Genomic DNA, 15,132 nt, shown 5'->3' with positions numbered 1-15,132 from the left:
TCCACATGGGTGGCGTAACCCGGAATCTGCCCCGGCGCACCGGCTTTGTTCCAGTGATGGACCAGGCTTTTGGTGGAGAGGCCGAGGGCGGTTTTCAGTTTGGGGTGGTCGCCCAGGCTGGTCTGGCCGCGCAGGCGAGTGGAGTTCAGCAGGTGGGCCTCCAATTGCTTGAGCAGGTGCCGGCGGCTGTCGCGGAACTGCTCCGATTTCAGGTGACCGTGCTGGCGATAGCTGTCCTGATGCAGGCGTTCCATGGTTTGGAGAGTGTCGCGCAGGCTGCTCAGGTGCTTTTCCATCGTCACCGCACTGACGCCCAGCCAAGTGGAGGTCTGGCCAGTAAAGCTGGCGATCTCGGCGCCATGGCGCAGCAGAAACTCGGCCTCGTCCGGTGTCAGGGGATCCAGGGCGGCCTTGACCTGTTGAGCGGCCTGCATCAGTTGGGCTTCCGGGTAGGTGCAGGAGGTGGTGTGCGGATCGCCCAATACGATCAGCGAGCCCGCCTTAAGCTCGTTGAGATCAGGGTTGAGCGCCCGAAACTTGCGCATCACCACCGGATCGGGCGTTGGGAACAGTGTGGCTTCCAATGCCTGGCGGGTCATGGTGGTGGGTACCACATAGAAGCCAGGTTCCTGGGGCTCTACACGGTTAAATGCAGTTGGGACTGGCGGGTTTGAAGGGGTGAAAGCGGATTGGCGCGGTGCTGCCGAAGGGTGGGCAGTTGTTGGGGCCTGGGGTTGAACGACGGTGCTGCGGGCTGGCGGTGTCGCCTGTTCATTCCTGTAGGTGGCGGTGAACACCGAAGGGATCAGTCGGGCCCTGCAGGGGCAACTGCTGGCACTGTCCAGCGTGCCCGCCATCAGCCGGCCATGGCTGTTCATGTGAGCAATGCCGCCGACGATCCGATAGGTTCCGCCGTCCTTGCCACAGGTGACCCGGTCCCCTTCGCACGCATGCAGGAGGCCATACAGGTTGATCCTGGGATCCCCATCCAGAACGCGGCCACCGCAGGTGGTTTTGTCGCCCAGGCCGATAAAGTGTCCGTCTGCCATCGCTTGAACTCCTTTCCGAGAGGTGGTTGACCCGGCTCAGGCCGAGCCCGGATCAACGCACCGTACCGGGTCAAAAAGTTCATTCAAGACAGCGGGATACGAACAGGAAACATCCCACAAGTATTTCGGAAATGGGTGATTCCATTGTGCTGCATGGCTGGTGTTGAGGCTGACGGCTTGTTCCTACAGGTCACGATGTCGCGTCCAGGCGAAGTGGCTCAGGCGGGCGTTCTTCGTCGTTTTTGGGCGCGGTCTTGCCTGCAAACGGGTGCCCGGACTGCTCGGCGGCCTCTGCGTCCGGGTGGGAAACGATCACTGCAATACACCGGCTGGAACCGTCAGTGTGGGCACTCAACACCCTATTCCTACGAGGTATGAAGCTGTTTCGGGAGCGGGTCTGGCCGCGACAAATTGCCCCTATAGACAAAAGGCACGGCTCTTGCCGTGCCTTTTGTGTCCGGCTCTGAGAAAATGCCCGCACTTTTTTTCCGGATGCCGACATGACTGCCCTGAAGAACGACCGTTTCCTTCGCGCCCTGCTCAAGCAACCCGTTGACGTCACGCCCGTGTGGATGATGCGTCAGGCCGGTCGCTACCTGCCTGAATACCGCGCCAGCCGCGCCAAGGCCGGCGACTTCATGAGCCTGTGCATGAACCCGGAGTTTGCCTGTGAAGTCACGCTGCAGCCCCTGGATCGCTACCCGCAACTGGACGCGGCGATCCTGTTCTCCGACATCCTGACCATCCCCGACGCCATGGGCCAAGGCCTGTACTTCGAGACCGGCGAAGGCCCACGCTTCAAGAAAGTCGTCAGCACGATGGCCGACATCGAAGCCTTGCCGATCCCCGATCCGCACAAGGACCTGGGCTACGTGATGGACGCGGTCAGCACCATCCGCCGCGAGCTGAACGGCCGTGTGCCGCTGATCGGTTTCTCCGGCAGCCCATGGACCCTGGCCACCTACATGGTCGAAGGCGGCTCGTCGAAGGACTACCGCAAGACCAAAACCATGCTCTACGACAACCCGCAAGCCTTGCACCTGTTGCTCGACAAGCTGGCGCAGTCGGTCACCAGCTACCTCAACGGCCAGATCATGGCCGGCGCGCAAGCGGTGCAGATCTTCGATAGCTGGGGCGGCGCCCTGTCGGCGGCGGCGTACCAGGAGTTCTCCCTGGCCTACATGCGCAAGATCGTCAGCGGCCTGATCCGTGAACACGAAGGCCGCAAAGTGCCGGTCATCCTGTTCACCAAGGGCGGCGGGCTGTGGCTGGAAAGCATCGCCGACACCGGTGCCGACGCCCTGGGCCTGGACTGGACCTGCGACATCGGCAGCGCCCGCGAGCGCGTCGGCAGCAAGGTGGCCCTGCAAGGCAACATGGACCCGACCGTGCTCTACGCCAAGCCCGAGGTGATTCGCACCGAAGTCGAGCGCATCCTCGCCAGCTACGGCAAGGGCAGCGGCCACGTGTTCAACCTTGGCCATGGCATCACCCCGGAAGTTAACCCGGAACACGCTGGCGCCTTCCTGCGCGCTGTGCACGAGCTTTCTGCTCAGTACCACGCGTAACTCCAGCAAGTTGCCTGGCCCCAGGGCCAGGCATTGCGCCCCCGCGTTTACCCCTCCCATTGTTCGTATCGGTCACGTGTACGCCGGGCCAGGCTGTCTGGTGCTTGACGTGCTTTAACGGTATGCGCCAGTAACTTGTTTAATAATTACTTACATACGTAAGACTAGATTGCTTCGAATGTAAGCATTATCCATTCCGATGACTATTCTGATTGGTTATGTGGATTTTTCCGACATATAAAAAAGCTTATACCCAGTAAGGTTCGCGCCATCGCAGACGCCATGACCGGCGCTTGAATATTGTCGAAGTGTATTGCCGGTGACGGTTGTTTTGTTATCGGTCATAGGACGCTCTGCGAGGCAAGTATTCATTACCCGACTGGAGCTCATGTTATGAAAAATACTGTTTCGAAAGAGCGCGTACTGACTGGATGTACGCTCTCGTTGACGTTGTTGGCGACCCTGCTCGCTTCGCCGAGCGTGATCGGCCATGGCTTCTTGAATGACCCCCCTTCGCGGGCGGTGCTGTGCCAAAAAGGCCTGAACACCGATTGCGGCGGTGCCCAATACGAGCCCCAAAGCGTGGGCGAGACATTCAAGGGCTTCCCCAACGGCGTGGGGGGAGCGCCGTTGCAAGGTCCGGTCGATGGCCAGATTGCCAGCGGCGGCCTGTCGCTGTTTTCCGCGGTCGATGCCCAGTCCGCTACGCGCTGGAGCATGACCGAAATCAAAGAGCGCAGCCTTGATTTCGCCTGGACCTACACCGCTGCGCACCCGGCGACCAAGCACGAATACTTCATCACCAAGAACGATTGGAACCCGAACCAGCCGCTGGCGCGCGCCTCGTTCGACAGCGCGCCGTTCTGCTATGTCGACGGTGGCAACGTACTGCCGGTGACCGGTGCCAAGCACGCCTGCGTGATCCCGGACGACAAGACCGGCCCGCACGTGATCCTCGGCATCTGGACCGTTGGCGATACCGACGCGGCGTTCTACAACGTGGCCGACGTCAACATTCTGGCCGAGGCTGCGCTGCCGGGCGGCTGGAACCCGGTTGGCAATATCACCCCCTCCAACCCCCTGTTGCCGGGCGACAAGGTCAAGGCCCGGGCCTTCACTGCCAATGGTGAAAGCGCGCAGTACAGCGTTGAAATCGGCATCGCCAATGCGGATGCAGGCAAGCCCGAGAACTGGTCGTTCGCCCTGGCCGAGCAGCTCAATAAAACCCACACGCTGATCCGTGCCGGTGTACGTGACGAGCACGACAACATCGTGCCGGTCAAAGGCGTGAACAAGGTGTATGCCCAGAAAGACAGCGGCGTGAGCCGTTACGAAATTTCCCTGTTGATGCAGGAAGATGCCGATGCGCGGATGACATTGGGCGCACTGGCACCCGAGCATGAACTGGTCAAGGGCGTGGGGACGGTCGCGGTCCCGGTGCTCAGCAACCGCGCGATGACCGTTGAGGCGAGCCTGTTCGATGAGGCGAACAAGCAAGTGGGGTTCACCCGCCAATCCGTGCCAGCCAACAGCAATGCGCTGCTGAATGTCGACGTGCGTTCGGCTCCAGGCATCCACGGGGTGAAACTGCTGGGCACCACGCAAGACGGTCGCACCACGCGCCAGGACTTCAAGCACACCGAGCTGACCGGTGAAGGCGGTGCCCACGACTTCGACTTTGAGTACCCAAACGCTATCGGCGAGTACACCGCCGGCACCAAGGTGCTGCAGCCTAAAAATGGCCAAGTCTACGAATGTAAGCCGCTGCCGCTTGCGGGTTACTGCAAACAGTACAGCCCAACGGCAAACGGTTACGAGCCGGGTGTTGGCGAGTTCTGGGGCATGGCCTGGGAACACAAGCATTAAGTTGCCCTGACATCGCGTCGGGCAGTCGACGAAAGTTGATTGCCCGACGCGTTACGTTTTTCTATTTACTTCAAGTCGCTTGAGTCGTTAGTTCTAATGAAGACGTCATCCTATACCGCCGCGCAGAAGTTTCTGCACTGGCTGTCTGCGGTCATTATTATCTGGGCGCTGGGCAGTGGTTTTTATGTTTCGTTGTTTGAAGTCGCGTTGCCGATAAAACAATGGATCGCCTTTTTTAATGTGTCGCTGACCACGGTATTTATCCCCTTTTTCCTGGTGCGTCTCGCGCTGGCCTTCCAGCGTCGCCCGGTCTCGGTCCCCTGCAATGCCTCGAAGGTCGAACGCCTGGCGGCGTTGGTCCATGGCGCGATGTACGGGGTGGTAAGTGTGGTGCTGGTGACGGGCGTGTTGATGATGGATCGACCGATCACGGTCTTCGACCTGGTGTTCATTCCCCAGCCCCTTGACGATCCCTACTGGCTCCAGCTGTTCCTGAGTCTTCACATCTGGGCGTGCCTGCTGCTGGCGGGATTGCTGGTGTTGCACGTCGCGGCGGTGCTCAAGCATGAGGTCACTGGACAGCGGGTGCTGCTCAACATGGGATTCGGGCGCTGAATGAAGGCCTTGTCGAGATGGCTTTCGCGCTGGCCGCTGCTGCTGGGGGCGGTGTTGTGGGCGGTGCCGCTGGGCTATGGCGTGTCCCTGTTCGTCAGCGAGGTGCGCCTGCGCGAACACCTGCTCGGCCAGGCGGCGCTACCGCCCCCGTTGACCCCGGCGACGCTGCCCGCGCCGGCCTTCAACCCCCAGGCCATTGCGACTGTGATGGGCCTGGGCGAGCACCTAGTCGCCGCTCCCAGCGCCGAGCCGCTGACGCTACGGGCCAGCTTCGTCGCCAGCCACGGCCTGTCGCGGGCGTTGCTGGCGGATGCCGGCGGTGAACGCCTGTACCACGTGGGCGAGTCGTTGCCCGGTGGCAGCGTGCTACGCCGGGTCGAGGTGTCCAGGGTGGTGCTGTGGCGCCAGGGGCGCGAGGAGTCGCTGGCCTTGCAGCCCACCCCGGCGCGTCCGTTGCTGATGCTCAACCCGACCGATTCCCGGCCCCTGCCGGCGGCTGTCCACCTGCGCCCCGGCGCTGATTCGCCTGCGAGGCACTGAATGAATCACTCACCCCCTGGCGTGTTGCGCGCCCTTGCGTTGTCGCTGCTGTTGTTGCCCGGCGTGTCCGGGGCCGAGGAGGAACGCTGGCAACTGGCGATGAACCAGGCCGAACTGCGCGACATCGTCGAAGAGATGTCGTCGATCCTCGGCACCACGGTGATCCTCGACCCCAAGGTCCAGGGACGCGTCACGGTGATGTCCCGCCAGGCCCTGGATCGCGAAGGCGTGCGGCGCCTGTTCTATTCGGTGCTCGATGCGCACAACTTCACCGTGATCGATCAGGGCGACCGGATTCTCATCACCCCCGCGACCGAGGCCAAGACCCGGGCCAGCCAGGGCGATGCCAAGGCCCCGGGCGATGGTCAGTTCGTCACCGAGGTGATTGCCCTGGGCGCCAGCACCGCCGCCGACCTCGCGGGCCTGGTCCGTCCGCTGGTCTCGGCCAATGGTTACGTCGGCCCTTCGGTGTCGGCCAACGCCCTGGTGGTGACTGACACCGCGAGCAACGTGCGGCGCATCGGCCAGGTGGTGCGTCAACTCGATTCCGGCGCGCGCAACGCCCACAGCCTGGTGACCCTGCGCCATGGCCTGGCCGGTGAGATTGCCAAGGTGCTGGAGGCGTCCCTGGGCAAGTCCGGGGCCGAGGCCGGCAGCCTGGTGATTGCCGACCCGCGGGCCAATCGCCTGGTGGTGGTCGGGCCGGCCGATGCGCGCCGGCGCCTGGTGCAACTGGCGCAATCGCTGGATGTCCCGGCCACCGGCACGCTCGACAACGCCCGCGTCATCCGCCTGCGGCATAGCGATGCCAAGCAGCTGGCCGAGGTGCTGGATGCCATGGGTCAAAGCTTCAAGGCCCAAGGCGCCGGCGGCCACGCCAAGGACGCCGCGCCCGCCACCGCGGTGACGGTCAAGGCCGATGAGCGCCAGAACGCCCTGGTGATCTTTGCCGCCCCGGCGCAACTGCGGACCCTGGAAAACATCGTGCGCGAGCTGGACCAGCCCCGGGCTCAGGTGTTGATCCACGCCGCCATCGTCGAGATCACCGGCGACATCGTCCAGGCCCTCGGTGTGCAATGGGGCCTGGACAGCGGCAACGCCACCGGCCTGATCAACTTCCCCGGCACCGGCGTGCCGGTACTGGGTGGCTTGAACTTCGACGACAAGAACCCGGCCCCGGAAGGTTCGTTCCTGCGCCTGGGCAATGGCAGCTTCAGCGCGCTGATCTCGGCGCTGGCCAGCAACAGCCACAGCAACCTGTTGTCCACCCCCAGCCTGCTGACCCTGGACAACCAGGAGGCGGAAATCATCGTCGGCCAGAACGTGCCGTTCAAGACCGGTTCCTACGCCACCAACAGCAATGGCGCCGACAATCCCTTCACCACTGTGGAGCGCAAGGATGTCGGGATCAGCCTGAAAGTGCGGCCTTACATCAACGAAGGCTCGCTGTTGCGCCTGGACGTCGAGCAGGAGATCTCCGACATCGCGCCCTCGGTATCGGGCATCGACTCCTCGGACCTGATCACCAACAAGCGCGCGCTCAAGAGCACGATCCTGGCCAACGACGGCGAGATCATCGTCATCGGCGGGCTGATCAAGGACAGCGTGCGCAGCCAGGAAAGCGGGGTGCCGGGGCTGCGCAGCATTCCCTACCTGGGTGCGTTGTTCCGCTGGACCAAGGACACCCAGACCAAGAGCAACCTGATGGTGTTCCTGCGCCCGACCATCGTGCGCAGTCGCCAGGACATCGCCCAGATCAGCGCTGACCGCTACCAGGCCCTGCGTGACCTGAGCCAGCCCAACGAGCGGCAGGACAGGGCGCTGGCGTTGCCGGACGATCCACAGCAGATGTTCGACGGGCGGGCGCCATGAAGCCGTTGCCGTTCGGCTTCGCCCGACGCTCCGGGGTGCTGCTGGACGCGCCCGGCCTGTCGATCCGCGCCGACACACCGCTGACCGCCCTGGCCGAGGTGCGCCGCGTCACCGGCGCTGACCTGCCGATCCAGGTGCTGGAGCCGGCGGTGTTTGCCACGCGCCTGGCCAGTGCGTATCGCGCGGGCCACAGCGCCGCCGAGCAGGTGGCCCAGGGCCTGGACGAAGAACTCGACCTACTGAGCCTGGCCGACCAGTTGCCCCAGACCGCCGACCTCCTGGAGCAGGAAGGGGACGCGCCGATCATCCGCTTGATCAACGCCTTGCTCAGCGAAGCGGTGCGTGAAAAGGCCTCGGACGTGCACCTGGAAACCTTCGAGCAGCACCTGTCGGTGCGCATGCGGGTGGATGGGCAGTTGCGCGAGGTACTCAAGCCGCGGCGCGAACTGGCCAGCTTGCTGGTGTCGCGGATCAAGGTCATGGCGCGCCTGGACATCGCCGAAAAGCGCGTGCCCCAGGACGGCCGCATGGGGTTGCGCCTGGCGGGGCATGAAGTGGATGTGCGGGTGTCGACGCTGCCTTCGGCCCATGGCGAACGGGTGGTGCTGCGCCTGCTCGACAAACAGGCCGGGCGCCTCGACGTGCAGCGCCTGGGCATGCCCGCCGCGACCCTGGCGCGGTTCACGCGGATCCTCGCCCGGCCCCACGGGATCTTCCTGGTGACCGGCCCCACCGGCTCCGGCAAGACCACCAGCCTGTACGCCGCGCTCGCCAGCCTCAACGACCAGACGCGCAACATCCTCACCGTCGAAGACCCCATCGAGTACCACTTGCCGGGCATCGGCCAGACGCCGGTCAACCCCAAGGTCGAGATGACGTTCGCCCGTGGCCTGCGGGCCATCCTGCGCCAGGACCCGGACGTGGTGATGGTCGGCGAGATCCGAGACCGCGAAACCGCCGAGATCGCCGTGCAAGCCTCGCTGACCGGGCACCTGGTGCTGTCGACCCTGCACACCAACAGCGCGGTGGGTGCGGTCAGCCGCTTGCTGGACATGGGCATCGACGCGTACCTGCTGGCCTCGTCGCTGGTCGGGGTGCTGGCCCAGCGCCTGTTGCGCACCCTGTGTCCGCACTGCAAGCAGGCGTATGACGCCGACCCCGTGGCGTGTCGGCGCCTCGGTGTCGAGGTCCCGCAGCGCCTGTTCAAGGCCGCGGGCTGCACGCAGTGCCAGCAAGGCTACCGCGGGCGCACCGGGATCTATGAATTGATCAGCATCACCGAGGCCATGTCGGCGCTGATCCATCAGGGCGCCGGCGAGCTGGCCTTGGCCCAGGCTGCGCGCGAACACGGTCCGAGCCTGTTCCAGGATGGCCAGCGGTTGGTGCTCGAAGGGCTGACCAGCCTCGACGAACTGCTGCGCGTGAGTCAGGAGGACTAGGCCGTGCCGGGATTCGACTACCGCGCCCAGGACCGTCAGGGCCGCACCTGCAAGGGGGTGCAGGAGGCCGACAGCCCCCGGCATGCCCGGCAACTGTTGCGTGAGCGCGGGTTGCTGCCCAGCCATGTCGGCCCGGCCAGGCATCAAGGCGCTCGCACTGCCGGGGCTGGCGCAGGCGGTGCATTGTCGGCGGGCGAGCTGGCGCTGCTGACCTTGCAGCTGTCTACCCTGATTCAGGCCGGCTTGCCGCTGGAAGAGTCGCTGCGTGCGGTCGCCGCCCAGAGCGAGAAACGGCGGATCAGCGCGCTGCTGTCGGCGGTGCGCAGTGGGGTGATGGAGGGGCACACCCTGGCCAGCGCGCTGGGCAAGTACCCGCGGGCGTTCCCCGAGTTGTATCGCGCCACCGTCGCCGCGGGCGAGCGTTCCGGGCACCTGGGTTTTGTGCTGGCGCAACTGGCGCTCTACACCGAGGCCCGGCACGCCTCGCGCCAGCGCATCCAACTGGCGCTGGTCTACCCGATGATTTTGATGGGCGCCTGCGTGGCCATCGTCGCGTTCCTGCTCGGCTACGTGGTGCCCGACGTGGTGAAGATCTTCATCGACAGTGGCCAGCCGCTGCCCCTGCTGACGCGCGGGATGATCCTGCTCAGCGACAGCCTGCGCCGCCACGGCCTGCTGCTGCTCGGCATGCTCGGGGCGCTGGCCGTGCTGGCGCGCTGGGCCTTGACGCAACCGGCCCTGCGCCTGCGCTGGCATGCCCTGGTGTTGCGCCTGCCGCTGGTGGGGCCGGTGCTGCGGGCCATGGAAGCGGCGCGGTTCGCCAGCACCCTGGCGATCCTCGGCAAGAGCGCGGTGCCCTTGGTCGATGCCCTGGAAATCGCCGCGGCGGTGATCGGCAACCTGAGCATCCGCGCGCGCATGCACGACGTCGCCCGCTCGGTGCGCGAGGGCGGCACCCTGACCCAGGGCCTGACGCAGGGCGGGGACATCCCGCCGCTGATGCTGCACCTGATCGCCAGCGGCGAACGCGCCGGCGAGCTGGACAACCTGCTGGCCCGCGCCGCCGAGCAGCAGGACAAGACCCTCGCCGCGCGCATCGCCCTGGTGGTCAGCCTGTTCGAGCCGCTGATGCTGGTGCTGATGGGCGGCGTCGTGCTGCTGATCGTCATGGCCATTCTTCTACCCATTCTTAGCCTTAACCAACTGGTGAGTTGACCGATGAACCCTGTCCGTATTCCAAGCCCTCGCACCCAACGCGGTTTTACCCTGATCGAAATCATGGTGGTGGTGGTCATCATCGGTGTGCTCGGTGCCATCGTCGTGCCGCAGTTCATGAGCCGTCCCGACCAGGCCAAGGTCACCGCCGCGCGCATCGACCTCCAGGCGATTGCCACCAGCCTGGAGATGTACCGCCTCGACAACGCCCACTACCCGTCCACCGTCCAGGGCCTGGACGCGTTGGTCAAGCGCCCGCAAGGCGCGCCCGTGCCGCGCAACTGGAACCCCCAGGGCTACCTCAAGAGCGTGCCGGTGGACCCGTGGGGCACGCCCTATCAGTACCTCAATCCCGGCGTGCATTCACGCGATGGCAGCTACGACCTGTACTCCTTCGGCGCCGATGGGGTCAGCGGTGGCGAAGGCTACGCGGCCGATATCGGCAACTGGGGAGAGTGAGCCATGGGCCGGCGCTGTCAGGGCTTTACCTTGCTTGAGCTGATGGTGGTCATGGTGCTGATCGGCGTGCTGTTGGGGATGGTCCAACTGGCCGGCGGCAACGACCCGGCACGCCAGGCCCGGCAAGAGGCCAGCGGGTTGATCCAACTGCTGCACAGCGTGCGCGAACAGGCGGTGCTGGAAGGTCGCGAATACGGTTTGCGCCTGGCGCCCGAGGAGTATCAATTGCTGGTCCTTGAGCACCAGCAATGGCGTCCGGTGGGAAACGTCCGGCGCATGCCCCACGGGGTGCAGTTGAGCCTGGCGGTGGCGGGGCAACCGTCCGCCCGCAAGGCACAGGAGGATCAGCCCCAGGTGCTGATCCTCAGCAGCGACGAAAACACCCCATTCACCGCGCGCCTGCTCGTCGCCGGGCAATCCGTGTTGAGCCTGTCCAGCGACGGCTTGAACGAGGCGGTGCTCGATGAGTAAGCGCAGGCCGCGTCCGTCCCGGCACAGGCATCGGGGCTTCACCTTGCTGGAGATCATGATCACCCTGGTGGTGTTCGCCACCCTGGCGGCCGCCGTGCTCGCCGCCGGGCAGTACGCACTCAAACAGAACGCCCGGCTGGAGGAGCAACTGTGTGGCGTGTGGCTGGCGGACAATCACCTCAGCGAGCTGCAACTGGGTGCGGTGCCGGCCACCGCCGGTGCGCAGCTGAACCGGCACTTCGCCGGTCGCGACTGGACCGTGAGCCAGGTGATCAGCCCGGCCCGCGAGCCCGGCTTGCTCGCCGTGCAACTGAGCGTCAGCCCCGCCGACAGCGCGCGGGACGTGCATCGCACCAGCGGTTGGATCGATGCCCGTGAACCCTAGGTCGCGAGGGTTCACCCTGCTCGAACTGGTGATCGCCATGGCCATCTTCGCCCTGCTCGGCCTGGCCAGTTGGCGGATGTTCGACAGCGTGCTGGGCGCGCAGCGCAGCACGGCGGTGCATGAGCGCGAACTGCGCACCCTGCAGCGGGCCATCGCGGTGATCGAGCGGGACGTGCTGCACGCGACCACGCCACCGCGGCTGCACCAGGGACGCCTGCAGTGGCAGCGGGGCAACTGGCGCAACCCGCTGGACCAGGCGCGCAGCGAGGTGCAGAACGTCAGCTATGGTCTCGACCAAGGCACCTTGTGGCGCGACAGCGAGGGTGCGGATCAGCCCATTGCCCAGCGGCAAAGACTGTTGGGCGAGGTGCTGGCCTTGCAGTGGCGGCTCTACGATCGTGAGCGGGGTTGGCGCAGCGAGTGGCCGGCCAGCGGTGCCCCGCCCATGGCCCTGGAGGTGACCTTCTCGACGCCGCGCTTCCCGTCGATTCGCCGGGTGTTGCTGTTGCCGGGGAGCGCCTCGTGAAGCCGCGGCAACGTGGCGTGGCACTGATCAGTGTGTTGCTGATCATGAGCCTGGCGCTGCTGCTCACGGGCGCCGTGCTGCGCAACCATCGGCTGGTGCTCAAAAGCACCGCGCAACAGCTGCATCAGGTGCAGGTGCGCCAAGCCGGGCTTGCCGCCGAGCGCTGGGCGTTGCAGCGCCTGCGCCGCATCGCCCAGCGCGAGTCGCCCAGCGTCAACCTGGCCCAGGACTGGGCGCACGTCGCCGCTCCCATCGAGTGGGAGGGCGGCACCCTGCACGTCGAGATCGAGGACCTTGCCGGACGCTTCAACCTGTCGCCCTTGCTCGATGGCGCCCGGGTCGACGCCGTGACGCAGGCGCGCTGGCTGCGCCTGCTGGCCTTGGTGCGCATCGACAATCCGGCCCTGCACGATTTGTCTGGCGCAGGCCTGGTGGCGCTGACCGACGTCAGTCAACTGCGGGCGCTGGCGGGGGTCGACGCCGCGGTGCTGGCGCGCTTGCAGCCGCTGGTCGCACTGCTGCCCAAGGCCGCGAGCCTGAACCTCAACACCGCGACGGCGCAGCAACTGATGACCCTCGACGGCATCAGCGCGGCCACGGCTCGCACCCTGGTGCAACAGCGTCCGTTGACGGGCTATCGCTCGGTCCAGGCGTTCGTCGAAGACCCCTTGCTCGCCGGCGCCGAACTGGGCAGCCATGGGCTGGGCCTGGACAGCCGCTGGTTTCGCATCCGCGTGGAGGCAACCTTCGGGGCCGCGCGCCTGCGGCTGGTCAGCGACATTGAACTCGATGCCAAGACCCGGCAGGCGCGTGTCCTGCAACGACGCCTCCTCAACCCACTGACAAGCGAGTCCTGGTAATGACCCTCTGGCTTTATCTCACCGCCGCAGGCCTGGCTGAACCGAGCGAGCAATGGCCGTGCTGTCGGGTCTCGACACAGGGCGAGCGCCGCGAGCTGACCCTGGCCGAGGCGGCTGAAAGCGTGCGCGGGCAGGCGGTCGAACTGGTCCTGCCGATGGAAATGTGCAGCTGGCTGCTGACCGAAAAATGGCCGACACGGCGTCGCCCGGACGGCCAGGCGGTGGCCTTTGCCATCGAAGAACACCTGAGCGAGGACCTGGAGGCGTTGCACCTGTGCGTGGGGCCTCGCGACCGCCAGGGACGCTACGGCGTGTGGGTGGTCAACCGCCAGCGCCTGGCCGGGGTGCTGGCGCTCATGGCGGGGTTGGGGATCAGCGTCGACACGGTGCAGGTCGATGCCGACCGCCTGCCCAGCGACCAGCCCTATGGCGTGTGGTGGCTGGGACGCTGGTTGCTGGGCGGCGCGCTGGAGGCGCGGCTGGCGTTGTCGGCGCAGGCGCTGGAACCACTCAAGACGCGCTTGCCCCCCGCCATGTGCTGGCAGGACGACGGCTATCTGGCGCTGCACGCCCCGGCCGCCCCGCGCCAGCCCACCGACCTGTTGCAAGGCACGTTCGCCCGCCGTCGCCGGGGGCTTCCGTGGACGGCGGCGCTGCTGTGCGTCGTCGCCTCGTTCGCCCTGGCATGGGGCTTCATCCAGGCGCGCAGTGGTTTTTATGAGGACCAGGCACGCAGCCTGTACGCGATCAGCGAGCAACGTTTCCGCGCGCTGTACCCGCAGCAGACCCGCATCGTCGACCTGCCCGCGCAACTCAAGGCCCTGCAACAGCGTCACCGTCCAGAGGCGCAGGGCACCCAGGTCGCGCGCCTGCTCACACTCACCGAGCAGGTCATCGGTGCCAGCGACGTGGACGTGCAGCGCATCGAATACCGGCTGGCCGATGGCTGGAAACTGCACCTCACCGCCGCCAGCTTCGCCCAGCTCGAACAGTTGCGTGAACGCGGCCAGGCCAGTGGCCTGCCGATCCGCCTGGGCAGCGCGAGCCAAGGGCAGGAACGGGTCCAGGCGCAACTGACCCTGGAGCCGCAGCCATGAAACCCATCCGAATAGTCCTCCTCGCGGCCTGGCGCCGGATGGCCTGGCGCGATCGCCAAGCCCTCGGCGCCCTGGTCCTGGTGTCCGCCGCGACAGTGGCCTTCGTCGGGCTGTGGCAACCGGCCCAGGCACGCCTGGCCGCCGCCGAGCGCCTGTATCAACAGCGCCTGGCATTGGCCGCCGAGATCAACCGCGCGCCACCTCCCGCCCAGGCCAATGACCCCCGGCCGTTGTCGGTGAGCATGAGCGAGCGAGCCCAGGCCGACGGTCTTGACGTGCAACAACTGGAGGTGCAAGACGACACCCTGCGCCTGACCCTCAGCGGCGATGCCCGCGCACTGCTGACCTGGCTCCACTGCACCGAACAGAACGGCGCCATCCTGCAGTCGCTGATCCTGGACACGCGCGGTGAACGGCTGGAGGCGCAGTTGGTGGTGCGGGCGCCGGCGCATCGCTAATCCGCTCGCCACCGGTGTTTTTGAGATCAATCTTGTTCTGTTCGCTAATGACCCATGGTGTCATCGGTTCGATCGTTAACGCCGATGCGATTGGAATGGCGGGCTAGAACGGTTGGAGTGACGAGCCTTAAATGGGTGTTAAATCCATTTTGATTTGCGATTTTTGTAGTCTATTTCTGAAACTTGATCGGAAATTTCTTCTTGTTGATTTGGGGGGTGGATTAACCATCTAGGACAATTCACTGTTGCCGCGCGGAAAAGCAGTAACCAGTTCGTCAGTGATGTTCGCCTGTCTTAATCAAGAGCCAAGAGCACCGCATCGTACGGAGGCGGCCTGGCACCACACGAAGACGTTATCCGACTTCGGGTCGCTGACGTATGTAAATGGATGTTCTCACCATGCCTGTAGAAAGAACTGGCGTGCAATCGCGCGGCGTCTCGGTGTTGCCTGGAATACACCGTCGTACTCATGAAACCGTGTTGTACGGGATCAATCTAAGTCCGCTATTCAAGTGGCTAGAAGTGACTGTGTTTGGCAAGACGTCGAACGTCGCTGAAACCTTCCCCAATGAACCGATAGTTGCCCCGGTCAGTGTCTGCTTTATCACGCCTCAAACAGCCGATGACGGCATCCCTCTGCTTTTCACTGACGCAGCGGGCGCGATGTCGTCCGACGCCATGGAGGCCTGAACATGTCCACCCCCCGGATCAC

General features: G+C 65.2%; 17 protein-coding genes. 15 read left to right on the top strand and 2 right to left on the bottom strand.

What is annotated here, in order from left to right; genetic code table 11:
- Together BMW74_RS19110 and BMW74_RS25270 are read right to left on the bottom strand one after the other, a co-directional pair.
- Positions 1–1,049: PAAR domain-containing protein (locus tag BMW74_RS19110; RefSeq protein WP_093425106.1), on the bottom strand; the 1,049-nt coding region annotated here is incomplete at its 3' end.
- A 190-nt stretch (positions 1,050–1,239) separates the two neighbouring features.
- Positions 1,240–1,404, bottom strand: coding sequence for a hypothetical protein (locus tag BMW74_RS25270; protein WP_175479264.1), 165 nt, complete (start codon positions 1,402–1,404; stop codon positions 1,240–1,242).
- A gap of 145 nt (positions 1,405–1,549) precedes the next feature.
- Here BMW74_RS25270 and hemE point away from each other — a divergent pair, with 145 nt between their 5' ends.
- From hemE to BMW74_RS19035, 15 genes are all read left to right on the top strand, one after another.
- Complete coding sequence (hemE, locus tag BMW74_RS19105) at positions 1,550–2,617, top strand: uroporphyrinogen decarboxylase (protein ID WP_093425104.1); 1,068 nt, start codon at positions 1,550–1,552, stop codon at positions 2,615–2,617.
- Between the two features lie 393 nt (positions 2,618–3,010).
- Positions 3,011–4,483 (top strand): N-acetylglucosamine-binding protein GbpA, encoded by a 1,473-nt coding sequence (gbpA, locus tag BMW74_RS19100; RefSeq protein ID WP_093425102.1) that lies wholly within the window; start codon positions 3,011–3,013, stop codon positions 4,481–4,483.
- A gap of 39 nt (positions 4,484–4,522) precedes the next feature.
- A complete protein-coding gene (locus BMW74_RS19095; RefSeq protein WP_256562616.1) occupies positions 4,523–5,098 on the top strand; it encodes a cytochrome b in 576 nt (191 codons plus the stop codon).
- A 9-nt stretch (positions 5,099–5,107) separates the two neighbouring features.
- Positions 5,108–5,638: a type II secretion system protein N gene (locus BMW74_RS19090; RefSeq protein WP_371911782.1), complete on the top strand. Its 531-nt coding sequence runs from the start codon at positions 5,108–5,110 to the stop codon at positions 5,636–5,638.
- Entirely contained in the window at positions 5,639–7,510 is a 1,872-nt protein-coding gene (gene gspD, locus BMW74_RS19085; protein ID WP_093425096.1) for a type II secretion system secretin GspD, read from the top strand.
- Positions 7,507–8,949, top strand: a complete 1,443-nt coding sequence (gene gspE / locus BMW74_RS19080) for a type II secretion system ATPase GspE (RefSeq protein ID WP_093425093.1) — start codon at positions 7,507–7,509, stop codon at positions 8,947–8,949. The genes gspD and gspE overlap by 4 nt, the downstream gene beginning before the upstream one ends.
- A 3-nt stretch (positions 8,950–8,952) precedes the next feature.
- Positions 8,953–10,164: a type II secretion system inner membrane protein GspF gene (gene gspF, locus BMW74_RS19075; protein ID WP_093425088.1), complete on the top strand. Its 1,212-nt coding sequence runs from the start codon at positions 8,953–8,955 to the stop codon at positions 10,162–10,164.
- 3 nt (positions 10,165–10,167) lie between these two features.
- Positions 10,168–10,623: a type II secretion system major pseudopilin GspG gene (gene gspG / locus BMW74_RS19070; protein ID WP_093425087.1), complete on the top strand. Its 456-nt coding sequence runs from the start codon at positions 10,168–10,170 to the stop codon at positions 10,621–10,623.
- 3 nt (positions 10,624–10,626) lie between these two features.
- Positions 10,627–11,094 carry a type II secretion system minor pseudopilin GspH gene (gene gspH / locus BMW74_RS19065; RefSeq protein WP_093425085.1) on the top strand — a complete coding sequence of 156 codons (468 nt, stop codon included), beginning with the start codon at positions 10,627–10,629 and terminating at the stop codon, positions 11,092–11,094.
- Positions 11,087–11,479 carry a type II secretion system minor pseudopilin GspI gene (gspI, locus tag BMW74_RS19060; protein ID WP_093425083.1) on the top strand — a complete coding sequence of 131 codons (393 nt, stop codon included), beginning with the start codon at positions 11,087–11,089 and terminating at the stop codon, positions 11,477–11,479. The genes gspH and gspI overlap by 8 nt, the downstream gene beginning before the upstream one ends.
- A complete protein-coding gene (locus BMW74_RS19055) occupies positions 11,469–12,005 on the top strand; it encodes a type II secretion system protein GspJ (RefSeq protein WP_093425081.1) in 537 nt (178 codons plus the stop codon). Before gspI ends, BMW74_RS19055 begins: the two co-directional genes overlap by 11 nt.
- Complete coding sequence (locus tag BMW74_RS19050) at positions 12,002–12,865, top strand: type II secretion system protein GspK (RefSeq protein ID WP_093425079.1); 864 nt, start codon at positions 12,002–12,004, stop codon at positions 12,863–12,865. Before BMW74_RS19055 ends, BMW74_RS19050 begins: the two co-directional genes overlap by 4 nt.
- Positions 12,865–13,962: a type II secretion system protein GspL gene (gspL, locus tag BMW74_RS19045; RefSeq protein WP_093425077.1), complete on the top strand. Its 1,098-nt coding sequence runs from the start codon at positions 12,865–12,867 to the stop codon at positions 13,960–13,962. Before BMW74_RS19050 ends, gspL begins: the two co-directional genes overlap by 1 nt.
- Positions 13,959–14,420, top strand: a complete 462-nt coding sequence (gene gspM / locus BMW74_RS19040; protein WP_093425075.1) for a type II secretion system protein GspM — start codon at positions 13,959–13,961, stop codon at positions 14,418–14,420. Before gspL ends, gspM begins: the two co-directional genes overlap by 4 nt.
- A 384-nt stretch (positions 14,421–14,804) precedes the next feature.
- The gene (locus tag BMW74_RS19035; RefSeq protein WP_139208432.1) at positions 14,805–15,110 is read left to right on the top strand and encodes a hypothetical protein; all 306 of its coding nucleotides are present in this window, start codon (positions 14,805–14,807) and stop codon (positions 15,108–15,110) included.
- Positions 15,111–15,132: the final 22 nt, after the last annotated feature.

Origin of the sequence: Pseudomonas sp. ok272 (genome assembly GCF_900109995.1) — a bacterium.
Lineage (GTDB): Bacteria > Pseudomonadota > Gammaproteobacteria > Pseudomonadales > Pseudomonadaceae > Aquipseudomonas.
The sequence above is the reverse complement of the archived record's forward strand: the minus strand, read 5'-3'. Positions and strand labels throughout refer to the sequence as shown.